General features: G+C 71.1%; 23 protein-coding genes. 9 read left to right on the plus strand and 14 right to left on the minus strand.

From position 1 onward, the window contains the following. The first annotated feature begins 53 nt into the window (after positions 1–53). Entirely contained in the window at positions 54–617 is a 564-nt protein-coding gene (locus tag ACGFMK_RS17535) for a TetR/AcrR family transcriptional regulator (RefSeq protein ID WP_392764132.1), read from the plus strand. 104 nt (positions 618–721) lie between these two features. Further along, complete coding sequence (locus ACGFMK_RS17540; RefSeq protein WP_392763769.1) at positions 722–1,915, plus strand: cytochrome P450; 1,194 nt, start codon at positions 722–724, stop codon at positions 1,913–1,915. 207 nt (positions 1,916–2,122) lie between these two features. Here ACGFMK_RS17540 and ACGFMK_RS17545 read toward each other — a convergent pair whose 3' ends face one another. The 3 genes from ACGFMK_RS17545 to ACGFMK_RS17555 all read right to left on the minus strand — a co-directional run bounded on the left by ACGFMK_RS17545 (position 2,123) and on the right by ACGFMK_RS17555 (position 6,744). Beyond that, a complete protein-coding gene (locus ACGFMK_RS17545) occupies positions 2,123–3,019 on the minus strand; it encodes a phosphotransferase (protein WP_392763771.1) in 897 nt (298 codons plus the stop codon). A 657-nt stretch (positions 3,020–3,676) separates the two neighbouring features. Then, entirely contained in the window at positions 3,677–4,474 is a 798-nt protein-coding gene (locus tag ACGFMK_RS17550; RefSeq protein ID WP_392763774.1) for a siderophore-interacting protein, read from the minus strand. Then, entirely contained in the window at positions 4,471–6,744 is a 2,274-nt protein-coding gene (locus ACGFMK_RS17555) for an ATP-binding cassette domain-containing protein (protein ID WP_392763777.1), read from the minus strand. Before ACGFMK_RS17555 ends, ACGFMK_RS17550 begins: the two co-directional genes overlap by 4 nt. Before the next feature lie 76 nt (positions 6,745–6,820). On the opposite strand from ACGFMK_RS17555, the gene ACGFMK_RS17560 reads away from it, so the two are divergent. After that, on the plus strand, positions 6,821–7,606 hold the full coding sequence (locus ACGFMK_RS17560; protein ID WP_392763780.1) for a TetR/AcrR family transcriptional regulator: 786 nt from the start codon (positions 6,821–6,823) through the stop codon (positions 7,604–7,606). Here the strand turns inward: ACGFMK_RS17560 and ACGFMK_RS17565 are convergent. From ACGFMK_RS17565 to ACGFMK_RS17595, 7 genes are all read right to left on the minus strand, one after another. Continuing rightward, the gene (locus ACGFMK_RS17565; protein WP_392763783.1) at positions 7,593–8,348 is read right to left on the minus strand and encodes a methyltransferase domain-containing protein; all 756 of its coding nucleotides are present in this window, start codon (positions 8,346–8,348) and stop codon (positions 7,593–7,595) included. The genes ACGFMK_RS17560 and ACGFMK_RS17565 overlap by 14 nt on opposite strands. Before the next feature lie 10 nt (positions 8,349–8,358). Continuing rightward, positions 8,359–8,589 carry a ferrous iron transport protein A gene (locus tag ACGFMK_RS17570; protein ID WP_392763786.1) on the minus strand — a complete coding sequence of 77 codons (231 nt, stop codon included), beginning with the start codon at positions 8,587–8,589 and terminating at the stop codon, positions 8,359–8,361. Further along, positions 8,586–8,816, minus strand: coding sequence for a glutaredoxin domain-containing protein (locus ACGFMK_RS17575; RefSeq protein WP_392763788.1), 231 nt, complete (start codon positions 8,814–8,816; stop codon positions 8,586–8,588). Before ACGFMK_RS17575 ends, ACGFMK_RS17570 begins: the two co-directional genes overlap by 4 nt. Next, positions 8,813–10,933 (minus strand): phage holin family protein, encoded by a 2,121-nt coding sequence (locus ACGFMK_RS17580; RefSeq protein ID WP_392763790.1) that lies wholly within the window; start codon positions 10,931–10,933, stop codon positions 8,813–8,815. The genes ACGFMK_RS17575 and ACGFMK_RS17580 overlap by 4 nt, the downstream gene beginning before the upstream one ends. Then, positions 10,930–11,532, minus strand: coding sequence for a DedA family protein (locus ACGFMK_RS17585; RefSeq protein ID WP_392763793.1), 603 nt, complete (start codon positions 11,530–11,532; stop codon positions 10,930–10,932). The genes ACGFMK_RS17580 and ACGFMK_RS17585 overlap by 4 nt, the downstream gene beginning before the upstream one ends. Next, a complete protein-coding gene (locus ACGFMK_RS17590) occupies positions 11,529–12,323 on the minus strand; it encodes an MBL fold metallo-hydrolase (protein WP_392763795.1) in 795 nt (264 codons plus the stop codon). Before ACGFMK_RS17590 ends, ACGFMK_RS17585 begins: the two co-directional genes overlap by 4 nt. A 334-nt stretch (positions 12,324–12,657) precedes the next feature. Beyond that, a complete protein-coding gene (locus tag ACGFMK_RS17595; RefSeq protein WP_392764134.1) occupies positions 12,658–14,835 on the minus strand; it encodes a germacradienol/geosmin synthase in 2,178 nt (725 codons plus the stop codon). Positions 14,836–15,093: 258 nt separating this feature from the next. On the opposite strand from ACGFMK_RS17595, the gene ACGFMK_RS17600 reads away from it, so the two are divergent. Further along, positions 15,094–15,390: a GNAT family N-acetyltransferase gene (locus ACGFMK_RS17600; RefSeq protein WP_392763798.1), complete on the plus strand. Its 297-nt coding sequence runs from the start codon at positions 15,094–15,096 to the stop codon at positions 15,388–15,390. A gap of 310 nt (positions 15,391–15,700) precedes the next feature. Then, positions 15,701–16,717 carry a S1 family peptidase gene (locus ACGFMK_RS17605; protein ID WP_392763800.1) on the plus strand — a complete coding sequence of 339 codons (1,017 nt, stop codon included), beginning with the start codon at positions 15,701–15,703 and terminating at the stop codon, positions 16,715–16,717. 75 nt (positions 16,718–16,792) lie between these two features. On the opposite strand, the gene ACGFMK_RS17610 is transcribed toward ACGFMK_RS17605, so the two are convergent. Beyond that, complete coding sequence (locus ACGFMK_RS17610) at positions 16,793–17,416, minus strand: SAM-dependent methyltransferase (RefSeq protein WP_392763802.1); 624 nt, start codon at positions 17,414–17,416, stop codon at positions 16,793–16,795. Positions 17,417–17,493: 77 nt separating this feature from the next. Further along, complete coding sequence (locus ACGFMK_RS17615; RefSeq protein ID WP_392763805.1) at positions 17,494–19,065, minus strand: discoidin domain-containing protein; 1,572 nt, start codon at positions 19,063–19,065, stop codon at positions 17,494–17,496. Positions 19,066–19,279: 214 nt separating this feature from the next. On the opposite strand from ACGFMK_RS17615, the gene ACGFMK_RS17620 reads away from it, so the two are divergent. After that, complete coding sequence (locus tag ACGFMK_RS17620) at positions 19,280–20,485, plus strand: cytochrome P450 (RefSeq protein ID WP_392763808.1); 1,206 nt, start codon at positions 19,280–19,282, stop codon at positions 20,483–20,485. Positions 20,486–20,665: 180 nt separating this feature from the next. On the opposite strand, the gene ACGFMK_RS17625 is transcribed toward ACGFMK_RS17620, so the two are convergent. Next, positions 20,666–21,529 carry an SDR family NAD(P)-dependent oxidoreductase gene (locus ACGFMK_RS17625; protein ID WP_392763811.1) on the minus strand — a complete coding sequence of 288 codons (864 nt, stop codon included), beginning with the start codon at positions 21,527–21,529 and terminating at the stop codon, positions 20,666–20,668. Positions 21,530–21,927: 398 nt separating this feature from the next. Here ACGFMK_RS17625 and aspS point away from each other — a divergent pair, with 398 nt between their 5' ends. From aspS to ACGFMK_RS17640, 3 genes are all read left to right on the plus strand, one after another. Further along, positions 21,928–23,163 (plus strand): aspartate--tRNA(Asn) ligase, encoded by a 1,236-nt coding sequence (aspS, locus tag ACGFMK_RS17630; RefSeq protein ID WP_392763814.1) that lies wholly within the window; start codon positions 21,928–21,930, stop codon positions 23,161–23,163. Positions 23,164–23,173: 10 nt separating this feature from the next. After that, complete coding sequence (locus ACGFMK_RS17635; RefSeq protein WP_392763817.1) at positions 23,174–24,007, plus strand: hypothetical protein; 834 nt, start codon at positions 23,174–23,176, stop codon at positions 24,005–24,007. Between the two features lie 64 nt (positions 24,008–24,071). After that, positions 24,072–24,827: an SDR family NAD(P)-dependent oxidoreductase gene (locus tag ACGFMK_RS17640; protein WP_392763819.1), complete on the plus strand. Its 756-nt coding sequence runs from the start codon at positions 24,072–24,074 to the stop codon at positions 24,825–24,827. Here the strand turns inward: ACGFMK_RS17640 and ACGFMK_RS17645 are convergent. Then, positions 24,824–25,231, minus strand: a complete 408-nt coding sequence (locus tag ACGFMK_RS17645) for a VOC family protein (RefSeq protein ID WP_392763822.1) — start codon at positions 25,229–25,231, stop codon at positions 24,824–24,826. The genes ACGFMK_RS17640 and ACGFMK_RS17645 overlap by 4 nt on opposite strands. Between the last annotated feature and the right edge of the window lie 4 nt (positions 25,232–25,235).

The raw sequence follows: 25,235 nt of genomic DNA on the forward strand, positions 1-25,235 counted from the left end.
CGGACAACGCCGGAACCGGCCGCACCAGGAATCGTTGGGGTGAAGGCGAACGACTGCGCGGGGAGATCCTGGCGGCCGCCGCCCGGCTGCTTGCCGAACTCGGCGGCGAGGACGGACTGACGATCCGCGGGGTCGCCCGCGCGGTCGGCATCGCCCCGGCGAGCATCTACCAGCACTTCGCCGACCGCGCGGAGCTCGTGCAGGGACTGCTGGACCACGAATACGGGCGGCTGCGGGAATCCATGCGCGCCGCGGAGGAGTCGTACGGCGAGGCCGACGTCGTCGGCCGGATCCGGGCGCAGATCCACGCCTATTGCGCGTTCGCCATGGAGAATCCCGGGCACTACCGGCTGATGCTCGCGAACGGCGCGTCCAAGCCCGATCCGGAGGGGCGGGCGGAGGGGCCGCTGCTGGACGTGATCGACAGCCTGACCGCGGGGTTCGAACGGTGCGTCGAAGCCGGTCACCCGCTGCGGGTTTCGCCGGGCCGGGCGGCCGCCGTGGTGTTCGTCGGCGCGCACGGGCGGGTCGCCCTGTTCCACAGCGTGCTGCACCGGACCGGCGCCGAGCTGGTCGAACCGTTCGTCGACGAGCTGCTGTCACTCGTATTCGAGTGATCTTGTGACCGTCGCCTGAACGGAGTGTGGCGGAGTCGCGGGAAGATGCTTAGCATAGCTATGTAATTCCTTGTCGAACTGTGCGGCGACTTCGGGAGGTCCTCATGGCGGACGGTGTGCCGGCGTTTCCGATGACCCGGCGGTGTCCCTTCGACCCGCCGGCCGAGCTCGGGGAACTGCAGCGTGACGAACCGGTTTCCCGCGTCAAGCTGTGGAACGGCAGCACGCCGTGGCTGGTGACGCGCTTCGAAGACGTGCGCACGATCCTGCGCGACCCGCGGGTGAGCGCCGACTCCGACCGGCCCGGTTACCCGCACCAGAGCGCGGCTTCGGCCGCCCGCCGCAACCGCGTGAAGTCGTTCATCAACATGGACGGCGCGGAGCACGCGGCCCAGCGCAAGCTGCTGACCGGCGATTTCCTGGTGAAGAAGATGGAGGCGCTGCGGCCGGCCATTCAGCGGATCGTCGACGACCTGATCGACGGCCTGCTGGCGGGCCCCAACCCGGCCGACCTCGTGACGTCGTTCGCGCTGCCGGTGCCGTCGCTGGTGATCTGCGAGCTGCTCGGAGTGCCGTACGAGGACCGCGCGTTCTTCCAGGACATCACGAAGGTGATGATCGCGATGGACGCGACACCCGAGGAAGCGGTGAAGGCCACCGATGAGCTGCTGGCCTACCTTTCCGGCCTGGTGGAGCGGAAAGCGGTCTCGCCGGGCGACGACGTCCTGAGCCGCCTGGCGGTTTCGCAGCTGGGCACGATGACCGCCGAGCAGATCGCCGGGATGGGCCAGCTGCTGCTGGTCGCGGGCCACGAGACGACGGCGAACATGATCGCGCTCGGCACGGTGGCGCTGCTGGAGAACCCGGCGCAGCTGGACCTGGTCCGCTTGGGCGACGAGGCGTTGCTGCGCAGCGCGGTCGAAGAGCTGTTGCGGTACTTGAACATCACGCACTCCGGACGCCGCCGGGTCGCCGTCGAAGACTTCGAACTCGGTGGCCAGACGATTCACGCGGGCGACGGCATCATCGGCGCCTCGGACGTCGCCAACCGCGACGGCTCGGTGTTCGAGTCGCCGGACGAGCTGGACGTCACGCGCGGAGCCCGCCACCACGTGGCGTTCGGCTACGGCGTGCACCAGTGCCTCGGCCAGACGCTGGCCCGGGTCGAGCTGCAGGTGGTCTACGGGACGCTGTACCGCAGGATTCCCTCGCTGCGGCTGGCGGTTCCGCTGGAGGAACTGGAGTTCAAGCACGACATGCTGGTCTACGGCGTCCATTCGCTGCCGGTCGCGTGGTGACGATTCCGGTTTTGTCGGTGCTCACCGGTAGCCTGGAATTCGGGGGCATCTTGTCGCGCTAGCGCTCCTGAATCGCTGGCGTTGCAACGGAAATCGCGTTTCTTGCCGTGCTGGTGTGGATCACCCGATTTAGCGATGGTGTTCGCACACGTGTTCGGTAACGTGGAATGCGTGACGACAACTCGTGTGTTCCTGCGTCTCGCTCGGTCAGAGCGCTCGCTGCGCCGCGTCGAGGTCCGCGGCCAGGTAGCCGTGGAGGAACTCGGCGCGGCCTGCGTCGGTGTCCCGCCGTGGCACCATTTCCACGAGCATGATCAGGTCCAGGTAGACGCGGTACAACGTGAGCCGCCGCGCGGCGGGTGGATCGAACGGCGCCGGGCCGCCCGCCGCGCGGTAGCCGTCGACCAGTTCTCGGTCCAGGTCGCGGAACAACGTCAGCGAAACGAACTCGGCCACCGGGTCGCCCCAGAACGCGCGCTCGGCGTCGATGATGCCGCTGACGTGCCCGCCGTCGACGAGGATGTTGCCCGGCCACAGGTCGAAGTGCACCAGCACCGGCGTCGTCACCAGGTCCAGGAGCGGCCGGTGGCGGCGGACCAGGTGCGCGATCTCGGCGGCCGGGCACGGCAACCGGATCTTGTAGTGCAGGGCGTCCGCGAGCACCGCGTCCGTCATGGCCGTGAACGCCGAGGCCCACGTCCGGTGCGGTGGATCCTGCGGGTAGCCGAACGTCTCGCCCGTCGCGTCGTGCAGCCGCGCGACGATCGCGCCCAGCTCGGCCCGCACCCGCGGCCGGTCTTCGTCGGCGACGTCCCAGGTCGTGCCGGGCAGCTCCGTCATCAGCAGAAACCCCGGCCCGGCGCCGGCAACCGACGGCAGCGGCCCGGAGGCGAGGCGGTAGTACTCGGCCTCGGTCGCGAGCAGGTCGTGCTCGTAGGCCAGCCCGGCGGCCTTCGGCGCGATCTTGAGCACGAGCCGCCTGCCGTCGGCCAGCGTCAGCCGCGTGGCGGTGTTGTAGGTACCCCCACCCACGTCTTCGGCGGACACGACCAACGCCGGGTCGATGCCCGACGAGGCCAGCGCCGCCGCGGTTTCCGTACGCACCGGAAGGAGTCTGCCACCGCACTCCCCTCGGCCGCCGCTCTCCTCGGCCATCCGGCCCAGTTCTCGATCGGCCAACCCGCGGGCCTCGACCCCGGTGCCCCGCGGATGCCGTTCGACGTCATCGCCGGCCGAGGGAACACGGCGCACCCAGCGCCGAGCGCAGTCGCAGGCAGAACCGTGGGCTCGTTGGCCGCCGCCTTTTCGGTCACCTGCCTCGTCCCCCGATCGGCGTACATGCCCGGCTCTCACGCCGGTGCCCCGCGGATGGCTTTCGACGCCATCGCCGGCCGAGGGAACCCAGTGCACCCAACGTGGAGCGCAGCGGCCGCCGCAGACGGAACCGTGGGCCCGTTGGTCGCCGCCTTTTCGGTCACCTGCCTCGTTCCCCGGTCGGCGTACATGCCCGGCTCTCACGCCGGTGCCCCGCGGAAGGCCTTCGAGGTCATCGCCGGCCGAGGGAACACGGCGCACCCAACGCCGAGCGCAGTCGCAAGCAGAACCGTCCGCCTCCGGCTGGGGTCAGCCGCCGCCGAGCTTCTCGGCGGCGTCCGCCAGGTCTTCGGGCGTGGGTGCGTCGTCTTGAGTGAGCTGGCGTCGCTGGTAACCGGTCAACTCAATGGCGCGCTTGGTGACGTCGCGCCGGCTGTGGGGCCCCGCTCAGCTGCCGCCGAGCTTCTCCGCGGCGTCCGCCAGATCCTCGGGCGTGGGCGCGTCGTCCTGGGTCAGCTGGCGCCGCCAGTACCCGGTGAACTCGATGGCCTCCTTGTCGACCCCGCGCTCACCCACCAGATGGCGGCGCAGCGCCCGCACCATCCCTGCCTCCCCGGCCAGCCACGCAGCCACCGTCCCCTCGACCTCCGCCAAGCGCACGGCTTCGAGCAGCTTCGTCCCGTGCGGGGCGCCGTCCCGGTGCAGCCAGCGGACCTCGCCCGGCAGCGGCTGCTCCTCCGCCGCGTCCGGGACCTCCAGGAACACCACCGCATTGTCCACTTCGGACAGCAACGACCAGACCGCGGGGATCGCCGTCTCGTCCCCGGCCAGCAGCACCGTGTCGGCCGCAGGAACCGGACGGCGGTAGGCGGCGTCCGGCCCGTACCGGCCGATCACCAGACCGGGGGCCGCCGTGCGGGCCCAGCTGGTGGCCAGGCCCGCGGTTTCCCCGTGCAGCACGAAGTCGACGTCGATTTCGGCGAGGGCCGGGCGCCGGTCGCGCACCGTGTAGCTGCGCATCACGGGACGTTCCTCGGCAGGGATCGCGAGGTACGCCTGGTACCAGCGCATGACGTCACCGTCGGCGGAAGGCAGCCGCACCGGGCGTCCCGGCGGCGGGAACATCAGCTTCAGCTGCTGGTCCGGCCACGCCTCCAAGCCCTCCAAGCCCTCGCCGGTGAAGGTGACGCGCACGGTCTGCGGGGTCACCCGACGGACCGCCGTCACCTCGAGCAGGCCCGTCATCGCTTCTCCAGGTACTCGCGCAGGTGGCGGGCGGTCAGGGTGGTGGCGTCGGCGACCAGCGACGCCGGCGTGCCCTCGAAGACCACCCGGCCGCCGTCGTGGCCGGCGCCCGGGCCGAGGTCGATCAGCCAGTCGGCGTGGGCCATCACGGCCTGGTGGTGCTCGATGACGATCACCGTGTTGCCCGCGTCGACGATCCGGTCGAGCAGCGCCAGCAGCTGGTCGACGTCGGCCAGGTGCAGGCCGGTCGTCGGCTCGTCGAGGATGTACGTCGAGCCGTGCTCGGCCATCCGGATCGCCAGCTTCAGCCGCTGCCGCTCACCGCCGGACAGCGTGGTCAGCGGCTGCCCGAGCGTCAGGTAGCCGAGACCGACGTCGGCCAGGCGGTTCAGCACCGCCCGGGCGTTGCCGGACGGGAAGAACTCGCGTGCCTCGGTGACCGGCATCGCCAGGACCTCGCTGATGTTCTTGCCCCGCAAGGTGTAGGTCAGGACGTCCGGGGTGAACCGCTTGCCTTCGCACTCCTCGCAGACCGACGCGACGCCGGCCATCATCGCCAGGTCCGTGTAGACGAGCCCGAGCCCCTTGCACTTCGGGCACGCGCCTTCGGAGTTGGCGCTGAACAGGCTCGCCTTGACACCGTTGGCCTTGGCGAACGCCGTCCGGATCGGGTCGAGCACGCCGGTGTAGGTGGCCGGGTTCGAGCGCCGGGAACCGCGGATCGCCGACTGGTCGACCACCACGACACCGTCGCGGTGCGTCAGCGAGCCGTGGATCAGCGACGACTTCCCGGACCCGGCGACCCCGGTGACCACGGTCAGCACGCCGAGCGGGACGTCGACACTGACGTCACGCAGGTTGTGCAGGCTGGCGCCGGTGATCCGGAGCTGTCCGGTAGGTGTGCGCACCTCCGGGCGCAGCGTGACGCGGTGGTCGAGGTGGCGGCCGGTGAGCGTGCCGGACGCGCGGAGGCCGTCGAGGTCGCCGGTGTAGCAGAGCCGGCCGCCGGCCTTGCCGGCGCCGGGGCCGAGGTCGACGACGTGGTCGGCGATCCGGATCGTCTCCGGCTTGTGCTCGACGACCAGGATCGTGTTCCCCTTGTCCCGCAAGCAGAGAAGGAGGTTGTTCATCCGCTCGATGTCGTGCGGGTGCAGGCCGACGGTCGGCTCGTCGAAGACGTAGGTGACGTCGGTGAGGCTCGAACCGAGGTGGCGCACCATCTTCACGCGCTGCGCCTCGCCACCGGACAGCGTGCCCGACTCGCGGTCGAGCGAGAGGTAACCGAGGCCGATCTCGACCAGGGAGTCGAGCGTGTCGCGCAGGTTGCCCAGCAGCGGCGCGATCGACGGCTCGTCGAGCTTCCGGACGAACTCGGCGAGATCGCTGATCTGCATGGCCGAGCAGTCGGCGATGTTCCGCCCGTCGATCTTCGCCGACAGCGCGGCCTGGTTGAGGCGGGCGCCACCGCACACGGCGCAGGTGCTGAACGTCGCCGCCTTGTCGACGAACGCGCGCAGGCGCGGCTGCAGCGACTCCTTGTCCTTGTGGAGGTAGAGCCGCTTGACCTTCACCGCGAGGCCTTCGTAGGTGACGTTGGTCTTGCCCAGCTTCACCTTGCAGGAGTCCTTGTGGAGCAGGTCGTCGAGCTGCTGCGGGGTGTAGTCGCGGATCTTGGCGTCCGGGTCGAAGAACCCGGACACGAGGTAGGTCTGCACGTACCAGTTGTCCGGGGTGAAGCCGGGCACGAGGATCGCGCCGTCGTGCAAGGACCTGTCGAAGTCGAGCAGCGCGGTAACGTCGAGGTCGGACACCCGGCCGAGGCCTTCGCACGCCGGGCACATGCCCTCGGGCAGGTTGAAGCTGAACGCGCCGGAGGTGCCGACATGCGGTTCGCCGAGCCGGGAGAAGGCGATCCGCAGCATGGTGTGGGCGTCCGTCGCGGTGCCGACGGTCGAGCGGGAGTTGGCCCCCATCCGCTCCTGGTCGACGACGATGGCGGCGCTCAGGTTCTCGAGCAGGTCGACGTCCGGGCGCGAAAGGTTCGGCATGAACGATTGGAGGAAGGCGCTGTAGGTCTCGTTGATCATGCGCTGCGACTCGGCCGCGATGGTGCCGAAGACGAGGGACGACTTGCCGGAGCCGGACACGCCCGTGAACACCGTCAGCCGGCGTTTCGGGATGTCCAGGTCGATGCCGGTGAGGTTGTTCTCCCGGGCGCCCCGGACCTCGATCACGTCGTGGGTGTCGGCGGCCCGCCTGGGTGAGGTCATACCGTCCTTCTTGATAGTTTAGGCTGTAAAGTGATTGTCCAGGTTACATTACTTTAGGCTGTAAGGAGTCGGCAAGGTGGTCGTCTTCGCCGGTCAGGGCGACGCCCGGCGGTCCATGGAGCTGCTGTGGGGCCCGCGCGTCGGCGCCCCGCGCACCGGTCCCGGGCCCAAGCCGGGGCTGAGCGTCGAGGCGATCGTCGCCGCGGCGATCGAGATCGCCGACGCCGACGGCATGGCGGCGCTGTCCATGCGCTCGGTCGGCGAACGGCTGGGCCGCACGGCGATGGCGCTCTACACGTACGTGCCGGGCAAGACCGAGCTCGTCGACCTGATGTACGACCGGACGCTCGGCGAGCTGGCCGCCGACCAGGACCTGGCGGCCGGCTGGCGGGCGGCGGCGCTGGCCCTGGCCGACGAGCTGTGGGACCTGCACCTGCGGCACCCGTGGCTGCTGCAGGTCTCCCCGGCGCGCCCGGTGCTCGGGCCGGGGGAGTTCCACGTGCAGGAGACGCTGCTGCGCGTGCTGGCGGAGACGGGCCTGCCGCTGCTGCGGGTGCGCTGGGTGGTGTCGGCGCTGTTCAACGTCGTCCGCGGCTCGGTCCAGTCGGCGGCGGAGTCCCGCCAGGCGTCGCGCGAGACGGGGCAGTCCGAAGAGGACTGGTGGTACGCCCGGTCGGCGTTGCTCGGCGAGCTGGTCCCGGACCTCCCGGCCCGCTTCCCGACGGTGTCCGCCCTCGGTGCGGACATGACCTCGGTCCCGGACGGCGAGCCCTACCTGGAACGCGAGGCGCGGCTGTCGTTCGAAGCCGGCCTGGAGCTGCTGCTGGACGGCGTCGAGGCGGCGATCGTCAGGGCTTCCTAGCCTCGATCAGGTACCGGGTGGTGTGGGCGAGGAACGGGCCGTCGCGCTCGATCAGGTCGTGCAGCTCCCGCAGCCGCGGCCGGTACTGCTCGACCGTGAAGCCCGGGACCATCCAGATCACCTTGCGCAGGAAGTAGACCACCGCGCCGATATCGCGGAACTCGGTGCGCAGTGACTCCGAGCGCAGGTCGACGACCTCGAGGCCCGCCTCCGTCGCCGCCGCGGCGGCGTGGTCCGGGTGCCGGCCTTCGCGTGACGACGCCGGTTGCGGCCCCAGGAAGAACTCGACCAGCTCGAACACGCTCGCCGGGCCGACCTGCTGGGAGAAGTACGTGCCGCCCGGGCGCAGGACGCGGGCGATCTCGGCCCACCACGTCCGCACCGGGTGGCGGCTGGAGACGAGGTCGAACAGCCCGTCCGCGAACGGCAGCGGCGGTTCGTCCGCACTCGCCACCACCACGACTCCCCGAGGTCGCAGCAACTCCGAGGCCACCGCGACGTTCGGCGGCCACGACTCCGTCGCCGCCATCAGCGGCGGCAGGGACGGGCAGCCGTCGAGTACCTCGCCGCCGCCGGTTTCCAGGTCGAGGGCCGCGTGGACGCCGCCGAGGCGTTCGCCCAGCAGCCGCTGGTAGCCCCACGACGGGCGCTGTTCCGAAGCCCGGCCGTCGAGCCACGAGAAGTCCCAGCCGTCGACCGACACCGCGTCGGCCTCAGCCACCAGGTCGTCGAAGCTCGTCATGGCCCGATCGTCATAGGGACGCCGGGGGACCGCCAGCAGATTTCCGCACCGGCGCGGGCGGCACCGGCTTGGCCAGGGCGACGGTGTCGAAGTCCACCACGACCGGGCCGCGCCGGGTCTCCACCGTGCACGTCGATTCGTCGCGTGCGACCAGCGGGCCGAGCGCATCGGTGAAGCCGCCTTCGATCCGGTACCGGACCACGACCCGCGTGCCGATCGGCAACTCCCGCAACAGTTTCAAAGCCGCCCGCTCAGCTCGGCATCCGACGGCTCGACCAGGAAGGTGCCGTCGTCCCACACGATAGTGGGAATCCGGCGCTCGCCGTCCTGCAACGCGCGGACCCGCTGCTCGGCGTCGGCGTCCTCCTCGACGTCCACATAGGAGTACTCGACGCCTTCGCGGTCGAGCAACGCGCGGCTGCGCTTCACGTCCGGGCACCAGCTCGCGCCGTAGACCGTCAACTTCACGAAACAACCTCCGAAACGGCGGATTCCACGGAAGAGGGAGCGGGCGCGGGGTGGCCCAGGTGCGTGAGCCAGCCGCGGAACACGCGGTGCAGGGCCTCCGCGCCGACGACGTCGCCGGGCGGCGGGAACTCACGCGGGTGCACGACGAACCCGCGCTGCTGCGGGCCGCCGAGACCACCGTGCGAGCCGACGTGCGTCTCGAACGGCGACGACTGGTCCGTCTCCGGGTCGTAGTTGCTGTTGATCATCACGTCGGCGCAGTGCGGGAACGTGTCGACGCGGCGGACCAGGTCCGCGGCGTGCGGGCCGTAGCGCAGCAGCGGGTCCTCGCCGATGACGACGCCGGTGGCGAGCCGGTGCAGGCCGTCGCGGCCCAGCACCACCGGGCCGAACTCGCGGCTGCGCACCAGCAGGAACCCGACGCCCGGGTGGTCCACCAGCGACGGGAGCAGGTCGGGGAACTCGCGCTCGATCGTCTCCAGTTCGACGCGGCCCTCGTGCTCGGTGAACGACACCATCGCGACGTGCCCGGACACGACCGCCACCACACCGGGCGCCACCCGCGTGACCGCGCCGGGCGAGCCGGACTCGGTGCGGGGCCGGTCGCTCCCGGCCTCGGCGTTCTCGACGCGGCCCCGCAGCCGGCGGGCGATCAGCCCGCCGCCCTGGGTGGCCTCGGCCAGCGCGGCGTTGATCTGCCAGCTTTCGGCCTGCCGCCGCTTGCCGCTCGCCGGCGACGGCGAGCCGCCGCACAGCCGGCCGACGTACGCCTCGATCGTCTCGCCGAACCGCTGCGAGAACGCCTGGCCCTGGGTCTGGCCGTGGTCCGACAGCGCGACGACGTGGTAGCGGCGCGGCGCCAGCCGGCTCGCCCGGTGCAGCCGCGCGATCTGCTGGTCGATCGAGCGCAGCACCGACAGCGTGTCGAACCGCTCGATGCCGGAGTGGTGGGCGACCTCGTCGTAGCCGAGGAAGTCCGCGTAGACGACTGGGCGCCCGGCCAGCATGTCGCCGAGGATGGCCGAGACGACGACGTCGCGCGCGATCACCGTCGTGCCCGGCCGGGCCAGCGGGTACCAGCCGCCGCGCGGGATCCGCGGCACGACGCCGGCGCGGCGCTGGCGGACCGAGGCGTTGATCTCGCGGAAGACGTCGACCAGGGCGACGACGAGCGTCCGCAGCGCGTTGACCGGGTTCGCGAAGTAGGCGTAGTAGCCCGCGCCGAGGCGGTCGCGGCGCCGGTGGCGCAGGCCCTTCGGCACCAGCACCGGGATCGAGCTCATGGTGAAGCTGACGTGGCCGGCGTCGCCGGAGAACAGGTTGCCGCGGCTCGCGCCGTCACCCGAAAGCAGACCGCGCCCGTCGGAGTGGCGGCGTTCGATCTCGGCCGCGTCGGTCGGGTGCGCGCACGCCATCACGTGGTCGCGGTCCTTTTCGTACCAGCGGAACCCGAGGATGTCGTGGTTGGAGCCGTGCAGGATGCCGCAGACGCTCGCGCCGGTCTGCGAGCTCCAGTCGGTGTGCCACTGCGTCAGCGCGTGGCTGTCCTCGGCGAGCCACGCGGCGAACGTCGGCATGTCGCCGTCGCGGATCGCGCGGCGGACGGTGTCGTACCCGAGGCCGTCGATCTGCAGGAACAGCACCCCCGGCGGCAGCTCGGGGTCGCCGGGTGCGGCGGCGTGCCGGCGGCGACGGCGGTTGGCGCGGCGGAAGAAGATCTCGTCCTCGTCGATCGCGAGCAGGCTGGAGATGAGGGCGCCGACCCCGGCCGTGGCGACGGTGACGATCACCGCCGTCCGGAAGCCGACGATCTCGACGCCGGGCACGCTCTTGAACACCGCGAGCGTGCCCGCGCCGAGCAGCAGGAACCCGAAGAGGCCGAAGGTGACGAACGCCAGCGGGTAGGCGATCCGCATGACCAGCGGCCAGACGAACGCCACCAGCAGCCCCAGCAGCAGCGCGCACACCGTCGGCTGCCACCAGTGCGTCATCCGGAACTCCGGCAGCAGCACGTCGAGCAGGCGCAGCGCACCGGTCACCGCCGCCCACACCAGCAGGACGCGGGCGACGACCCGGCCGCCGCGCAGCAGCCGGCCCTTCGGCGCGGTCGTCGTCAAGCTCGGTCTCCCGTCTTCTCCTTCGCCTCGGCTTTGTTCCGCCGCCGGCGGGCGATCAGGTTCAGCAGCACGGTGACCAGCAGGACCAGCACCGTCGCCAGCAGCGTCGCGATCAGCGGTGAGTCGAAGATGCCCCCGCTGACGATGCCGAGCAGGCTGTAGGCCACCGCCCAGAGCACGCACGCGACGAGCGCGGCGGGCAGCAGCCGCCGCCACGGGTAGCTCAGCGCGGCGGCCGCGAGCAGCACCGGGATCCGGCCGGCCGGGACGAGCCGGCCGATCACGACGATCTGCCAGCCGCGGCGGGTGAACTGCTCGCGGGCCTTTTCGAGGCGGTCGGCGGGCTGGCGTCGGCTGATCCAGCGGAACGCGGCTTCGCTGCCCAGGCGCGGGACGCCGAACGTGACGACGTCGCCGGCGAACGCGCCGAGCGTGGCCAGGACGATCACCAGCGGCAGCGACAGGTGGTCGGTGGTGGTGGCGACGGCGGCCGCGGCGCCGACCACGGCGCCGGTCGGCACGATCGGGATGATCGAGCCGAGCAGCACACCGCCGAACAGCGCCGGGTACCCGATGGCCGCCGGGTCGGTCCAGTTCACGCCCGGTCCGTCGAGGCGGGGAGCACGACGTCGGCGCCGGGCTCGGTGAACAGGACCTCGGTGGCGATGGCGCCGGCCCGCACGTGGGCCGCGAACTCCCGCGGTGGGTCGGCGAGCAGCCGCCGCATCCGTGCGGTGCGCTTCAGCCCGGGGACGGCGAGCGTGCCCCAGTGCACCGGCACGACCGCGCGGGCCTGCAGCAGCCCGGCGGCCTCGGCGGCGCGGGCCGGGTTCAGGTGGCCGGGCCCGAGGTTCGGGCCCCAGCCCCAGACGGGCAGCAGGGCGACGTCGACCGGCCCGAACGCGGCCATCCCGTCGAAGAGGTCGGTGTCGCCGGCGTTGTAGACGCTCGTGCCGTGGTCGCTCTTGAGCAGGTGGCCGATGGCCGGGCTCTGCGGCCCGTGGGTGAGGCGCGGGCCCCACCGGTGTCCGGAGTGGACGGCCGCGGTCGCGGTGATGGTGAGGCCGCCGTCGGTGAACGTCTCGCCGGGCGCGATCTCCTCGACGGCGGTGAAGCCCTTCTTGGCGAGCCAGCTCCCGGCCCCGCGCGGCACGACGATCCGGGTGTGCCGGCCGACCAGCTTCAGCGACGGCACGTGCAGGTGGTCACCGTGCAGGTGCGACAGCAGCACCAGATCAACGCCGCCGTACGCGGCCGGTTCGGGCGGTGGCACGACCCGGGTCAGCCCGCCGACCCGGGCGGTGAGCACCGGATCGGTGAGGACGACCCGGTCACCGAGCTCGAGCCGGACCGTCGAATGGCCGAGGAAACGCAGGTTGAAGCCGCTCACGTCCTTGAGTATCACCTTCTCGCGGAGCAAATGCCCGGCGGAGTGGCACGAACGACGCCCCCGGTGTGATCGAGGAGCCGACACACGTGATCAGAGGGTCGGCACGGCGCCGTGTCGACCCGTCAATCACGCGAATCGGCGTTTCCGTCACGCCCGGACTCGATGGCGGAGCCTTCGGGACGAGCGGATCAGGCGGACTTTGAGGCGGCGGCGGCCTCGGCGCAGCCGGGCCCGGAGGTCCGTGCGGAGGGCCTGCTCGGCTTCGTGGTGCATGCCGACCGCGCGGAGCAGCCGGGCGATTTCGCGTTGCCTGGCCGTCGGGGAGGCCGGCACGTCACCGCCCGGTCGGCAGGAGGTCGGAGATGCGCAGGGACGACGTGCCGATGCCCGTCGGGCCGCGCAGGGCCGTGGCCGCCATCGGGTGGTAGTTCAGCTCGCGCTCGGTGTAGCGGCCGACCTTCTCGTGCCAGTTGACGATGCCCGCCATCCAGTCGCGGAACTCCTCGACGTACTCCAGCAGCATCTCCTGGACGTCCGGCTCGACGCCGTAGTCGCGGAACAGCGCCGGCAGCTCGATCGCCGCCGCGTGCTTGAACTCCGCCAGGCGGGCCTTCATCAGGTCGTCGACCACGCCGAACGCGCGTTCCTCGGAGCAGTTCAGGAAGTTCTGCACGACCAGGACGGCATTGTGCAGCTCGCCCTCGTACTCGATCTCCTTGCGGTAGGAGAACACGTCGTTGACCAGGCACGCGAAGTCCGTCGCCGAGTGCTCGATCGCCTGCACCGGCCGCGTGCGGTACAGCTCCGGCGGCACCTCGCGGCCGTGCGAGAAGCGCGACAGGCTCATCGTGAGGTCCGACCCGAACGTCCGGCGCCGCATCTCGACGTAGTCGATCGGGTCCGGGATCCGGTTCTGGGCCTGGTTGACCAGCTCCCACAGCCAGCTCGACGTCATCGTGTCGACGGCTTTCCGCACCGTGCGGCGGTTTTCGGGCGCCATCCCGGCGGTGGTGCGCAGCCAGACGTCGGCCAGGCCCACCTCCAGCGCGTTGGCGGGCGCCGGCGTGGGTTCGCCGTCCACCGGCATGAACAGCGACAGCCGCGCGTTGCACGCCTTCGCCCCGGCGAGGTCGCGGGTCGCGCCGAACACGATCGGGTAGTAGTCGTCGGCGAACGTGCCCCAGGTCAGCCAGTCGCTGGTGACGTCGAGCTGGTCGGGGTCGGCGTCCGGGTGGATGCCGGCCGCGCACAGCGGGAGGTCGGTGGCGCGCAGCTTCCGCTCGTCCCACACGACACCGTCGAGGAAGCCCATCCGCCGCGCCCAGTCGACGTTGCGGACGCGGCACGCGTCCAGGTGCGGGCTCAGCCGCAGCGGGAACGGCAGTTCGACGGGCGGCCGCTCGACCTTCACCGTGCGGAACGGCGTGCTCGAGTACGACCGCAGCCGCTGCGGCGCGGTCGCGAGCACCGACGAGAAGATGCGCGCGGCCGACGTCCCGAGCCCGGTGGCCGTGCCCAGTTCCGGGCCGCCGCGGGACTCCAGCGCGCCTTCGTTCATGTACCGGCTCGAGCGCAGGTGCCACTCGTGCCCGCCGGACTGCCAGTCCTGCAGGCCCTTGACGTAGGCGAACGTCGCCAGCCGCGCGGCCGGGTCGACGGCGTGCTCGTCGAACAGCCCCGGGACCTCGGTCAGCGCGGTGTGCTCGAACTGGTGCAGCCGCGAGGTGATCAGGTCGTTGACGGCGTCGGCCGCCTCCTGCGTCGTCAGGTCCAGGAACTTCTCGAACACGAGGACGCCGTTGGACAGCTCGCCCTCGTCCTCGACCTCGCGCTGGTAAGAGAACAGGTCGTTGCGCAGGTGGACGCCGTCGGCGAAGCAGTCGCGCAGCACCTCCATCGGCCGGGCCGCGGCGATCTCGTCCGGCACTTCGGCGTGCACCGAGTGCTCGACGAGGTTCGCCGACCACGGCGCGCCGCCGACCTTCCGGCGCATCTCGATGTACTCGATCGGGTTGGAAAGCCGACCTTCGTTGATGTTGGCGAGTTCCCAGAGCGACTCTTCGAGCAGCGCCTTGGTGCTTTCGATGAAACGGCGCCGCCAGCCGTCGGAGCGGTGCGGGATCGTCCGGTTCCAGAGATCGGTCAGGCCGCGTTCGACCGGGTTCTCCGGGGTGTCGGTGATCGCGCCTTCGCGCGGCATGAACAGGTCGAGCCGGTCGAGGTACGTGCGCGCGCTGTCGATGTCGCCGGTGCGCTTGTACAGCTCGAGGAAGTGGTCGTCGAAGTAGAAGACCCAGACGTACCAGTCGGTGATCAGGTCGAGCTCTTCGGCGCCGGCGTCCGGGTGGGTGTAGGCGCAGAGCAGCGCGTAGTCGTGGGAGTCGAGGTCGTGCTCGTCCCAGATCACCGTGCCGTGCTGCGGGACGTCGATCATGTCCATCGCGTACGCCCAGGCCTTGCTGTGCTCGCGGGCGCCCTCCAGGTGCGGGTTCAGCCGCGCCGGGTAGGGCATGTAGAACTCGGGGAGGACGAACGGCTGCTGCGGCACGCGGCTGGGGCCTTTCCGTTGCGGCGCTGGCGGTTTCCGACACGATGAGGCAACCAAAGGTTGCTGGGCGAGCCAAGGGATGTGGCCGGGTTGCACACGAACGAGCAGGGCAGGTCCCCCGGGCGGCCCAGTGCGCCTTCACGGCCCGGGTCCGCCCATCGCTCGATGGGGGAAGGCTGGACGGCCGTCCGGCGTTCCACCGCACAGAGAGAAGGAGTGCGCATGAACAAGGTGATCGACAACCCCGCGGAGAGCCGTTACGAGGTCTGGTCGGACGAGAAACTGGCGGGCTTCGCGGCGTACGACCAGCGCGGTGAGCTGACCGTGTTCACCCACACGGAGATCGACGACGCCTTCGCGGGGCAGGGCCTGGGCAAGGTGCTGGCGGCGGGTGCGTTGGACGACGTCGTCGCGAAGGGCCGGACGATCGTGCCGGTGTGCCCGTTCATCGCCGGGTACCTCCGGAAGCACCCGGACTACGAGGCGCACGTCCGTTGGCCGTCTGGCTCCGGCGCCTGAGCGCGGGCACGGCTGGGTGCGCTCGGACTGTGCGGAATTGACAACAGCGCCCCGAACGCGAACCCCGGCTGGCCGGCGCCTGAGCCGGCTGCGGTCCGCTGCGCCGAACGCCGCAACCCCTGGGGCGACGGCTCGCCACACCAGGCGTTTGTTACGCCGAAAGCAGCACTGACACTGGGCCTTTCGGGTCCGAGTCGCGAGGTATGTCCGGTTCTGCTGGTTATTAACCAACCTTAGTCGGTGGTGCGTTGGTTGCTCGGCAACAAAAGTGACCGGCGCAGGCTTCGAACCGGCTAACTGGAGGAAGTTGATGACTCCCCGGAAGACCGCCCTCAAGACCTTCGCCGTCTTGTCGGCCGCCGCGCTGACGTCCGGCGTGTGCGCGTCGGCGGCCACTGCGTCCCCACTGGCCTTCGCCGAGATGCAGGCCAACGCCGTCAGCAACGCCACCCAGGTGGCGAGCTCCCTCGGTGCCACCTCCGGCGGCATCTACCTGGAGAACGGCAAGGCGATCGTGAACGTCACCGACGACGCGTCGGTGCGGAAGGTCGAGGCCGCCGGCCTCACCGCGAAGAAGGTCAAGCACACCTTCGCCGCGCTGACCGGCGTCAAGAACTCGCTCGACGCGGTGAAGAACGTGCCGCAGACCGCGTGGGGCATCGACACCAAGACCAACCAGGTCGTGGTGAAGGTCTACGACGCGGCCAGCAAGGCCACCTCCGACAAGGTCGCCGCGGCCGCCGCGCAGTACGGCGACAGCGTCCGGGTCGAGCACCGCACCGGCAAGCTGGAGCTCTACATCTCCGACGGCGACGCGATCCAGAACGACCAGGGCCGCTGCTCGCTCGGCTTCAACGTGACGCGCGGCGGGTCGCCCTTCCTGCTCACCGCGGGCCACTGCACCAACCTCGGCGGCACCTGGGCCGGCGGCGACGTCTCCGGCGCGCAGGTCGTCGAGAGCGACTGCCCGGGAGCCGACTCCGGCCTGCTGACCCGCCCGAACGGCTCCGGCCCCGGTGAGATCAACACCGGCCAGGCGATCACCGGCGCGGCGGAGCCGACGGTCGGTGAGCAGATGGAGAAGCAGGGCTCGACCACCGGTGGCGGCAGCGGCGAGGTCACCTCGGTCGACGAGTCGGTCAACTTCGACGTCGGCGTCCTGAACCACGAGTTCGGCACCACCGCGCACACCGACCACGGTGACTCGGGCGGCCCGGCCTACGACGGTTCCACGGGCCTCGGCACGCTGTCCGGTGGCGACACCGTGACCAGCTACTTCTACCCGCTCACCCTCGAGCTGCAGTCCTACGGCCTGTTGCTCGCCTGATCCAACTCCGGTGGGTAAACCCGCGAGGGCCTCTTCACACGCGTCGAGGGCGCGTGAAGAGGCCCTCGCGGCATTTCAGAGGCGCTTCGCGCGGTAGACGGCGTCGGTGTGGTGGCCCTCGCCGCGCGTCTCGCAGGTCTCGACGACCCACTCCCACGCGTCGCCGAGGTAGCCGGTGATCTCCTCCGGCTCGAAGAACAGCTCCTGCGGCGGCGCCTGGCCGTCGAACTCCCGCATGGCTTTCGGCGAGTGCCCGACGATCAGCAGTGAACCGCCGGGCCGGATCGCCGCCGCGGCCGCGGTGAAGACGTTCTTGCGCAGCTCCGGCGGCAGGTGCATGTACTGCGCGGAGATCAGGTCGTAGGTCTCCTCGGGCTGCCAGTCGAGGATGTCGCGGTGCAGCCAGCGGACCTCGACGCCCTGCTCCTTGGCCGCCGCTTCGGCGCGGGCCAGCGCGAGGGTCGAGATGTCGGCGCCGTCGACCGTCCAGCCCTCCTGGGCCAGCCAGATCGCGTCACCGCCTTCACCGCAGCCGAGGTCGAGGGCGTGCCCGGGTTTCAGCCCGGTCACCTCGTCGCGCAGGTTGCGGTTGACGTTCCCGCTCCAGATCCGGTGCTCGTCGCGCTGGTAGAGCGCTTCCCAGAACTCCTGCTTGAGCATGTTCTCGACGGTCATCGGCTCGTCGTGCGTGTGCGCCATGGTTCCTCCTCGGGGACGTCCTCCCACCATGCGGAGAACGTCCCCGAGAAGGCAAATCCAGTTGCCGGTTCGGCAACTCAGGCGGGGCCGTACACCTGCATTTCGTACAGGGAGTAACCGTACGCCGTGCCGCGCGTGACGCCGTTCATCCGCACGTACCGGCCGGTGCCGGAGAGCCCGGTCAGATCGTCCGTGGCGCCGTTGCCGGTGGTCGTGCTGTAGATCGTCGTCCAGGCCGTGCCGTCCGGCGAGGTCTGGATGCTGTACGCCTTCCCGTACGCCGCCTCCCAGGTCAGCTTGACGTGCGAGACGGACTTGGTCGCGCCGAGGTCGACCAGCAGCCACTCGGACGCCGTCTCGGCGCTGGCCCAGCGGGTGCCGGTCAGGTTGCCGTCGAAGGCCTTGCCCGCCGCGTAGGTCGAGGACTCCGTCGACGACGCCGTGGCCGTCTTGCCCTGCGAAAGCAGCGTCTCGGTGCCGCCACCACCACCCGTGACGGTGACACCCAGTGAAGCGGTCTTGGTCCCGCCCGTGATGGTGATCGTCACCGTGCCGGGGGCGGCGTTCGCGGCGGCGGTGACCGTGGCGGTCGAGGTGCCGCCGGCCGGCACCGACGCCGGGGAGAAGGACACGGTGACGCCCGCGGGAGCGCCGCTCGCGGACAGCGTGACCGCGTCCGTGGAAGTGACGGTTGCTGTCGTCGTACCACCTGGCGCGACCGAAACGGCCGACGGCGCCACGCCGAGGCCGGCGGCCGCGGTGAACGTCCAGCGGGCCTGGTCGCCGGAGCAGCTGCCCGCGGTGAGCGTCGTACCCGAAGCGCGGAAGCACTTCTTGCTCGTCTGGATGTCGGAAATGGTGCCGTCGGGGTTGATCGACCACTGCTGGGCCGGGCCGCCGGTGCAGGTCTGCAGCACGATCGAGCTGCCGGAGATGCCCGCGCACCTGTCGTTGTGCACGAGGAACGCGCCGTGGAAGGTGAACCGCTGCGCGTCGCTTCCGGTGCACGCGGCGACCTTCAGCGTGGTCCCGCTGCTCGGCGCATCGAGGCACGTACTGGTGGAGTTGTTGCGGTACTGGCCGACCGTGGTGTTCGGCCGCGCGCCGCCGTAACACGCGCCGGTGCCGGTGTTGAAGATCGGCGTCGAGTCGTACGGTTCGGTCGACGGCGGGTCGACGACCACCGGCTCGAGCACCGGGGTGTTGTCGGCGTTGTAGTGCGTCAGCGCGTCTTCGCAGTCGATCGCGTCGAAGGCGCTGCCGCCCTGGCCGCCGAGCCAGAGGTCGATGTGGCGCAGGTTGGGGCCGCCGTTGGGGCCCTGGCCGTTCCAGTCGTCGGAACACTCGTCGCAGCCGTCCTCCATGATGAAGTACTTCTTCACCCGGGGGACCCAGACCTTGGTGCCGGCCTTGAGCTCGGACGTGCTGGTGGCGAACGTGATCGGGTCGGCGTAGGTGCCCTTGCCGCCGGCCGTGTCGTGGATCTGCGGGTAGGCGATGTCGCCGCCGGGCGGGGTGTTGTCCCACCACCCGTAGAAGGTGAGGAAGGTCGGCTGCGTGGTCTCCGCGTTCGCCGGGGTGCCGCCGGCGAGGGCGCCGGCCAAGGCGAGGAAAAGGGTCACGACGAGCACGAAAGCGCGCCGGGTCATGCTGCCTCCGGGAGGACTGGACGGACGATGACGGCGGCGTGCGTCCAGGTTCGCGGTGCGGCGACGGCGCGTCAAGACCTATTCGTAAAGTTCTCTAACGAACGCCGTCCGGACTGGTCCATCCGGGTCGGATGTGGGTCGGACGTCCCACGACGGCGCCGGACGTCTCCATGGTGGAAGTGTCCAGACCACCGGTAGAGAGGCGTGATCCGCTGTGACGGCAGCGTCCGAGACCCCGGCCCTCCCGACGACGCGACCGGCCGGATGCCCGTACGACCCACCCGAGAACTACGCGACGTTGCGCCAAGCCGAGCCGACGTCGCAGGTGCGCTGCCCAGCGGGCATGGACGCCTGGCTGGTCACGCGCTACAGCGACGTTCGCGCGGTGCTCGCCGACCGCACGATGAGCTCGCGCGGCGCGTCTTCGGTGCACGTGAACGCCGGCGGCGACCTCGACCAGGAGGTCAGCCCGGGCTCGATCATCCAGCTCGACGGCCAGGAACACTCGCGGCTGCGCAAGATGGTGCTCGCGGAGTTCACCGTGCGGCGCATCGAGGCGATGCGCACCTACGTCCAGGAGCTGGTCGAGCGTCACCTCGATGCGATGCTCGCGAAGCCCGGCGAAGCCGATCTGGTGCGGGAGTTCGCGTTGCCGATCCCGTCGCTGGTGATCTGCGAGCTGCTCGGCGTCCCGTACGCCGACCGCGAGCGGTTCCAGCACCAGAGCAGCACGCTCGTCAGCACCGACACCACGCGCGAACAGGGACAGCAAGCCTACGAGGAGCTTGCCGGGTTCCTGACCGAGTTGTTCGCCGACAAGCGGAAGAACCCGCGGGACGACCTGTTCAGCCGGCTGATCGCGCGCGGTGCGGCGACCGGTGACGCGCTCGACCGGGAAGAGCTGGTGATGCTCGGGCTCAGCCTCCTGGTGGCCGGGCACGAGACGACGGCCAACATGATCGCGCTCAGCACCCTCGTGCTGCTGGACCACCCGCAGCAGCGCGAAGTCGTGCTGGCGGCACCGGAACGCGCCGTCGAGGAGCTGCTGCGGTACCTGTCGGTCGTGCAGTTCGGGGTGCTGCGCTACGCCACCGAAGACGTCCAGGTCGGGTCTCGTGCGGTGAAGGCGGGGGAGTGGCTGGTCGCCGCGCTGAACTCGGCCAACCGCGACGAGGAGCTGTTCCCGGCCGCCGACAAGCTCGACTTCCACCGCGAATCGCCGCGCACGCACGTCGCCTTCGGGTTCGGCGCGCACCAGTGCATCGGCCAGCAGCTGGCGCGCGTCGAACTGCAGGAGGCGTTGACGCGGTTGTTCCGCCGGGTGCCGGACCTGCGGCTCGCGGTGCCGCGGGAGTCGTTGGCGTACAAGCACAACACGCTCGTCTACGGCGTTCGCGAGCTGCCGGTCGCCTGGGGCTGACGCCCCGGAATCCGAACCTGCCCTTCTTGACGGTGCCGGGCCGGGGTTGCCGCCGCGGTCGAGGACGACGGGGCCGACTGCACGGTCTCCGTACCTTCAACGGCGCCCTGGCGCCCGGGCGGTCGATCAAGTTCGGCTACCAGGGCACCGGAGCCGGGACGGGCGCCACCGGCTCCTGACCTAGTTTCGCGCGAGGCTGCTGAAGTCCCGCTGCGCGGCGTCGTCGGCGTCGGTGCGGCGGGACGTCTCGGCCCACGCGTCGATCTCGGCGATCTTGGCCTCGTCGGTGGCGCGGATCAGCATGACCGCGTCGGACCCCAGCGGCAGCCGCAGCGGCGGCTCGGCCAGGTCGGCGAGCTCGGTGATCACCCGGCCGGCCTTGGCGGGGTCGCCGGTGGCGAGCTGCTCCGGGCCGCGGATGTGCTCGATCATCGGGTTCAGCACGGGCTGGTAGGCCTCGCTCGGCTCGATGAACGACATCGACGACCCGGCCCAGTCGGTGCGGAACCCGCCCGGCTCGACGATGGTCACCTTGACCCCGAACGGCTTCATCTCGTTGGCCAGCACCCCGGAAAAGCCTTCGACGCCGTGCTTCGCCGCCGAGTACGCGGCCAGGCCGACGCCCGGCGCGATCCGGCCGCCGACGGTGGAGATCTGGATGAAGTGGCCGTGGCCCTGCTCGCGCAGCACCGGGATCGCCGCGCGGGTCACCGTCACCACGCCCATCAGGTTCGTTTCGATCTGGGCCCGGAACTGCGCCGCCGGAGTGTCCTCAATGGACCCGAAGTCGGCGTAGCCGGCGTTGTTGACCACGACGTCGATGCGGCCGAACCGCTCGACGGCCGCCGCGATGGCGCGGTCGGCCGCGGCTTCGTCGGTGACGTCGAGCGCGACGGCCAGTGCGCGGTCCGCGGGCAGGTCGCCGAGGCTGCGTGGGTCGCGGGCGGTGGCCACGACGGAGTCGCCCCGCTCCAGGGCGGCGTCGACGATCTCCCGGCCGAGGCCGCGCGACGAGCCGGTGACGAACCAGACTTTGCCGGTCATGGGAAGTCCTCTCTTAACTGAGTACTCATTCAACAGCGACGGTAAGCTCGCCTGGGAGCAGTGTCAACTGAACGTTCATTCAACAGTGGCGTGACGTCGGCCACGCCCGAAAATGCCGTGCGCCCTTTGCCGCGGCCGGGCTAACGTCCCGGTCAACGCGCTGATGGAGCCGAGTAGCCCCGGGAGCGCACGGGTCCAGAGAGCCGCCGGCAGCTGGGAAGGCGGTCCCGTGCCCCGCGGTGAAGACCCTCCGGAGTGCGGGGAGGAAATGCCCCGCCGGCCGGCCCCCGTGATCGGGCCGTCAGAGGCCGCCCTCGGGCGGTGAAAGTGCGGTGGCACCGCGAGTTCCCTTATCGCCCGCACTCCCAAGGGGTCACGTCGCCTGCGAAGGGCCCACGATGATCTCCCGAATCCTGACCGCCGACCTGCCCCGGCACGTCGGCGCCCACGTCCGCGTCGCCGGCTGGGTACACCGCCGTCGCCGGCTGAAATCCGTCACGTTCCTCGTGCTGCGCGACCGGTCCGGCACCGCGCAGGTCGTGCTCCGCTCCGACGTCGCGTCGCCTCCCGAGGAGACCGTGGTCGAGGTGCACGCGACCGTGACGGCGAACCCGCGCGCGCCCGGCGGTGCCGAGCTGACTTCGGCGACCGTCGTTCCGCTGTCGGAACCGGCCTCGCCACCGCCGTTCGACCTCTACCGGCCCGCGGTGTCCGCGTCCCTGCCGACGATCCTCGACCACGCCCCGGTCGCGCTGCGGCATCCGCTGCTGAAGGCACGGTTCGCCGTGTCCGCGGCCGCCGTCGCCGGGTTCCGGTCCACTTTGGACGGCCTGGGGTTCACCGAGACGCACACGCCGAAGATCGTCTCGTCGGCCACCGAATCCGGCGCGAACGTCTTCGGCATCGACTACTTCGGCCGTCAGGCGTACCTCGCGCAGTCGCCGCAGTTCTACAAGCAGGCGCTGGTCGGGGTGTTCGAGCGCGTCTACGAGGTCGGCCCGGTCTTCCGCGCCGAGCCGCACGACACCGCGCGGCACCTGGCGCAGTACACCAGCCTCGACGCCGAACTCGGGTTCATCGAGGACCACCACGACGTCATGGCCGTGCTGCGGGAGGTGCTCGCCGGGATGGCCGGGTCGGTCGCGGCGCTCGGTGTCGCCGTCCCGGACGTGCCCGCCGAGATCCCGGAGCTCCACTTCGCGGACGCCCAGAAGATGCTCGGGAAGGACGAGCCCGACCTGGCGCCCGCCGACGAGCGGTGGCTGTCGGACTGGGCGGTCCGCGAGCACGGGTCGGAGTTCCTGTTCGTCACCGGCTACCCGATGGCGAAACGGCCGTTCTACACGCACCCGGACCCGGCGCGGCCCGCGTACTCGAACAGCTTCGACCTGCTGTTCCGCGGCCTGGAGCTGGTGACCGGCGGCCAGCGGCGGCACCGGCACGCGGACTACCTCGCGGCGCTCGGGGACGACGCCGAAGACTATGGCGACTACCTGGCGGTGTTCGCGCACGGCATGCCGCCCCACGGCGGTTTCGCGCTGGGCCTGGAAAGGTGGACGGCGCGGCTGCTCGGAGTCGCGAACGTCCGGGAGGTCACGCTGTTCCCGCGCGACCTGCACCGGCTGACCCCGTGAGGAGACCGCGATGACCCTGCCCCGCCGGCTCTGGGCCGCGGTCGAGCCGCTGCACGCCGTGGTGTACTTCGCGCCCGAGACGGCGGCCGCGGCGAAAGCGGTCGGCCTGCAGGGCTACTGGATGGGCTACTTCGCCGGACGGCTCGCGCCGCTGGGCCCGATCGGCCCGGCGGCGGCGACGTCGATGCTGTTCGGCTTCGCCCCGGCGATGGTCGCGCGGGCCCTGCCGGACGCGTGGTCGTTCGCCTCTCCGGCGGATGTCCTCCGGACGCGCATCGAGGCCGTCGAAGAGGCGTTGGGCCAGGTGGTGCCCGACGCCGTGGAGCTGGCTTCGTTGCTGGAGCGGGCGGCGGACGCGTGCCGGTTCGACGGCCGTCCGCTGGCCGCGGCGTGGTCGGCGGTGCCCCGCCCGTCCGGCGTGCTCGGCCGGCTGTGGCTGGCCACGACGATCCTGCGCGAGCACCGCGGCGACGGCCACGTCCTCGCGGCGGTGCACGCGGGCCTCTCCGGCTTGGAGACCACGCTCACCCACATCGGCGACGGCGTCCTCACCCGCGGCGACGTCCAGCCCCACCGCGGCTGGTCCGACGACGACTGGACGCAGGCGGCCGACCGGCTGCGGGATCGGGGAGTGCTCGACGCCGGCGGCCGGTTGACCGACGCCGGCGTGGCGCTCCGCCGCGCCATCGAGAACGATACGGATCGCCTGGCCGCGGCCCCGGTCGAGGCCCTCGGCGAGGCGGGGGTGGCGCGGGTGCTGGAGCTGGCGGTCCCGCTGAGCCGCGCGGTGGTCGACACGGGCCTGGTCCCGGTGCCGAACCCGATGGGCGTCCCGCGGCCGTGAGCGGTCGAATCCGGCCGGGCCCGTTCGACGCAGGGGTGAACGCACCCGAACCCTGGAGGTATCCATGAGCTTGCTCGCCGGCAAGAACACCATCGTCTACGGCGGAGGCGGCCGGATCGGCAGCGCCGTGGCCAGCGCTTTCGCCGAGGAAGGTGCTCGTGTCTTCCTGGCCGGGCGGACGCTCGGCCGCCTCGAGGTGGTCGCCGAGCGGATCCGGGCGGCCGGTGGGGAGGCCGAGACCGCCGAGGTCGACGCGCTGGACGAGCGGGCCGTCGACGAGCACGCCGAGGCCGTCGCCGCCCGGGGCGGGATCGACGTCTCCTTCAACCTCGTCAACCACGGTGACGTGCAGGGCACGCCGCTGGTCGACATGTCGCTCGCCGACTACGAACAGCCCGTGGTCACCGCCGTGCGGACGAACTTCCTCACCGCACGGGCCGCCGCGCGGCACATGATCAAGCAGCGGTCGGGGGTCGTGCTGTTCTTCGGCGGCGCGGGTGATCCCGTGCGCGAGTTCTCCGTCGGCGGGCTGCAGGTCGCCTTCCACGCCCTCGAGGCCATGCGCCGCCAGATCGCCGCCGAACTCGGGCCGCACGGCGTGCGCGCGGTGACGCTGCGGACCGGCGGCATCCCGGAGACGCTCCCCGCGGACTTCGAAGCCCGCCAGGTGATCGAGGACAGCATCAACGGCCAGACGATGCTGGGCCGCGCGGCGACGCTCGCCGACGTCGGCGCGGTCGCGGCGTTCGTCGCCTCCGACCGGGCGCGCTCGATGACGGCGTCCACGGTCAACATCAGCTGCGGCGCCCTCGTCGACTAGCCGCGCGCGGTGATCTGCTGGATCGCCCACTCGTTGCCGTCGGGATCGGCGAAGAACACGAAGCCCTCGTTGTTCAGGTCGGCTTCGCCGTCCCAGGGGCCTGCGCCGACGACCTGGATGTCACCGACGTCGACGCCGCGCTCGACCAGCATCGAGTGGGCCTTCGGCAGGTCGTTGACGACCAGCTGGAGCCCCTTCAGCGAGCCCGGCGGCATGTCCGGCACGGCGCCGCGGCCGAACACCACCGAGCAGCCCGAGCCCGGCGGGGTCACCTGGACGATCCGCACCCCCTCGGCCGGCGTGACGTCGTGGTCGAGGGTGAAGCCGAGCTTGTCGGTGTAGAAGGCCTTCGCGCGGTCTACATCGGACACCGGCACCACGACCACTTCGAGCGTCCAGTCCATCGGG

This window comes from Amycolatopsis sp. NPDC049252 (assembly GCF_043197175.1).
In the GTDB taxonomy this organism is placed as follows: Bacteria; Actinomycetota; Actinomycetes; order Mycobacteriales; family Pseudonocardiaceae; genus Amycolatopsis.